A 3,186-nucleotide genomic window follows, 5' to 3' on the forward strand; every position below is an offset into this window, starting at 1 on the left:
TTTTGATGGTATTTAACAAAAAAATCTATAAAGGAAAAAAGAGATTATCTTTTTGTGATGTGTTTTTGATATAATATATCCTGTTTAGAGGTAATTCTGGACAAAGGTAGCGAAATATAGGAATTTAGGGGTCTTTGGAGAAAAAAGGATTGATAACTATTGGATAAGGATAGCAAAGATGGAGGGCAAAAATATCCCCATTCTTTGCAACCATTGCAGCGATGCCCCTTGCGTTCGTGTTTGCCCGGTAAAGGCATCATTTATAAGGGAGGATGGCATAGTTTTGGTGTGCCAGGAATGTGTAATTTTTGTGTGCATAGGGTAGACAAAGAGTTATTGCCCATTTGTGTTGAGGTCTGCCCAAACAAGGCATTTACCTTTGGTGAGTTGAATAATATAAATCTAAAGGATGCAAAGGCAATAAGAGAAGATTTAAGGCTAAAGCCAAAGGTTTATTATTTGGGGATTTAAAAATTGAAGATAGATGAGAGGCTTTTAAACGATATAATAAATAAGATAAAAACACACTTTCATCCTTTAAAGGTAATTCTTTTTGGTTCCTATGCAGAGGGAAAGTCTAAGCCAGATAGTGATGTTGATTTGCTAGTAATAATGAAAAGTAATGAAAGGCCTGCCAAAAGAGCAATCAAGATTAGAAAGCTCTGTCGCCCCAGGTTTCTGTCTATGGATATTCTGGTAAGAACCCCAAGAGAGATTGAAGAAAGGCTTAAGATAAATGATTTTTTTATCAAGAAAATTATAGAAAATGGAAGGGTTGTTTATGAAAGAAAAATCTAATGCTTTAGAGTGGTATAATAAAGCAGAAAATGATTTTAAGGCTGCTTGCTATCTTGCTAAAAGAAAAAAAGATCCCCTTTTTGACCTTGTATGCTACCACTGTCAGCAAGCTTGCGAAAAATATTTTAAGGCATCTTTAGTTTTTAAAGAGAAAAATCCTCCCTGGACACACGACCTTGAAAATCTATTAGACCTCTGTGGAGAAGATGACCCTTCTTTTGAGGAAATACGGGAGATTATAATGCCTTTAACCCCATATGTTGTTGAATACCGTTATCCAGGAGAAGAAGCCATAGAAGAAGAGGCTAAAGATGCTCTCGAGAGGACAAAAAAGATAAGGATTTTTATAAAAAAGAAATTGGGAGTAAAAGATTGATGAAGCTAGATTTTGAAAGAATAAGCGGAAAGAGGGCTAAATTTAACCTATTTTTAGCCCTTCTCGTCATCCTTGCTCTTCTAGGATGCTATTATTCCTACCTTATGTTCACAAAGGGATATTACATTACCGGGATGACCAATAATGTGCCCTGGGGAATTATGAAGGTTCTAACCATTTTTTTCATTGGCCTTTCTGCAGGCTCACTTATTTTATCATCCATTTCCGCTGTTTTTTCCCAAAAACAATATAAGCAATTTGCAAGGGTTGCTGCATACCTTGCCGCAATATTATTGATTGGCGCCCTTATCTCATTAGGGTTTAATTTAGGAAGGCCAGAGAGGGTATTAGAGCTATTCTTCCATCCAAATCCAGAATCCATATTGTCCTGGAATGCCCTATTTTATACAACTTACATTTTATTATGCTTTGTCTATATCTTTGTCATGGAAAAAGAGATGCAAAAAACAATTAAGGTATTAGGAGTAATTGCTGTTTTTATTGCTATCCTTGTTCATTCGGGAACAGGTGGAATATTTGGGTTTATCAGGGCAAGAGAGCTTTACCATTCGTCATTAACCCCTCCCTCCTTTGTCGCGGCAGCTTTATCCTCTGGCACAGCCTTAATCATTGTTTTATTGGCATTGACCTTTAAATGCACAAATAGATTTCTTGATCCAAGGCTTCTTATTAAACTCTCAAGGCTATTTGCCATTTTTATTATTGTTGTCCTCTATTTTCTTATTGTAGAAAATCTAACCAGGCTGTCAGTTTATATCTTTAAAGATAATAGCAGGTTTTGTGCTAAATGCGTGGAATTGGATTTGCTAACGGAAATGGACACACCAAATGATACCCTCAGGGCAATGGTGGAGATGATTAAAGAGTATGCCGAAGACTATGAGGCACAAAAAGGGCTTTTTTCTAAAAGCCCCAATCGTTACCACCATTTACCCTACATAGAAAGGATAAACCGATGCAAAAGTGACTGGGAGGTGTTAGAGCAGATTGAGGTAAGGTATGGCCATATACACCTATGACCAGATGCGTAGGGTCTTAGAAAAAATAGGATTTGAAAAGGTCAGGGAAAAGAAGCATAAAACATGAAAGAAGGTTTTGGAAGATAAAGAGATCTTACAGGTTAGGTTAAGTCATAAAGGCAAAATGGATATTCCTAAAAGCATATTTGTAACCATTCAGCCACTGATTAACACGGATTAGCAGAGGATAAAATAGAATGAGTTTAAAGCATAAAAAATAACAGAGGATATTATTTATACCCAAACAAAATTGGTGTCCAAATCTAACTAAATAATGATTTTGATTACTGGAAAACCAATTGCTTTTTAGTATAAGGAGCATTTGAAGGTTATAATTTGCTGGGGTCTTATGGCTTTTTGCCAGAAAAAAAGAAGTGGACTTACATAATTAACTTTGGAAGAGAAAAAGTTGAATGGAAGAGAAAGCGTTGAATTTAAACGATAAAAAATCCATGTTTCATCTAAAGTTCATCCGTGGCTGAATAGTTACTCGGATTGACAAAAGACTACCTTAAAGGTTACAATAAAGATATGGCGATAAGTCTTGAGCTTTACAAAACAATTGAGACGATTGTAGAGGAAAAAACAAAGGGTATAAGGGTAGATAGGGAAGAGTTTAACCTCCTTACGAATGAGGTAAGGAAGCTTGCCATTGCCCAGAAAGAAAGTGAGAAGCGTCTTACAAGGATAGAAATAGTTATTGAAGAGCTTGCCGAGGCACAGAAAAGGACAGAGCAAAGGTTAGAAGAGCTTGCTATTGCTCAGAAAGAAACCCAGAAGGAGGTAGGCAGGCTTGATAAAGCTTTGCAAGAGCTTGCCGAGGCACAGAAAAGGACAGAGCAAAAGGTAGAAGAGCTTGCCGAGGCACAGAAAAGGACAGAGCAAAGGGTAGAAGAGCTTGCCGAGGCACAGAAAAGGACAGAGCAAAGGGTAGAAGAGCTTGCCGAGGCACAGAAAAGGACAGAGCAAAGG

The 3,186-nt window shown here is 37.1% G+C and carries 6 protein-coding genes; all 6 read left to right on the forward strand.

What is annotated here, in order from left to right; translation table 11 throughout:
- The first annotated feature begins 178 nt into the window (after positions 1-178).
- Positions 179-325: a 4Fe-4S dicluster domain-containing protein gene (locus AB1630_07835; protein ID MEW6103703.1), complete on the forward strand. Its 147-nt coding sequence runs from the start codon at positions 179-181 to the stop codon at positions 323-325.
- A complete protein-coding gene (locus AB1630_07840) occupies positions 298-471 on the forward strand; it encodes a hypothetical protein (GenBank protein MEW6103704.1) in 174 nt (57 codons plus the stop codon). The genes AB1630_07835 and AB1630_07840 overlap by 28 nt, the downstream gene beginning before the upstream one ends.
- Positions 472-474: 3 nt before the next feature.
- On the forward strand, positions 475-798 hold the full coding sequence (locus AB1630_07845; protein MEW6103705.1) for a nucleotidyltransferase domain-containing protein: 324 nt from the start codon (positions 475-477) through the stop codon (positions 796-798).
- Positions 782-1,174 (forward strand): HEPN domain-containing protein, encoded by a 393-nt coding sequence (locus tag AB1630_07850; protein MEW6103706.1) that lies wholly within the window; start codon positions 782-784, stop codon positions 1,172-1,174. Before AB1630_07845 ends, AB1630_07850 begins: the two co-directional genes overlap by 17 nt.
- Entirely contained in the window at positions 1,174-2,214 is a 1,041-nt protein-coding gene (gene nrfD / locus AB1630_07855) for an NrfD/PsrC family molybdoenzyme membrane anchor subunit (GenBank protein ID MEW6103707.1), read from the forward strand. Before AB1630_07850 ends, nrfD begins: the two co-directional genes overlap by 1 nt.
- A 531-nt stretch (positions 2,215-2,745) precedes the next feature.
- On the forward strand, positions 2,746-3,186 hold a 441-nt coding region (locus tag AB1630_07860), incomplete at its 3' end, for a hypothetical protein (GenBank protein ID MEW6103708.1).

This window comes from bacterium (assembly GCA_040753555.1).
In the GTDB taxonomy this organism is placed as follows: Bacteria; UBA9089; UBA9088; order UBA9088; family UBA9088; genus JBFLYE01.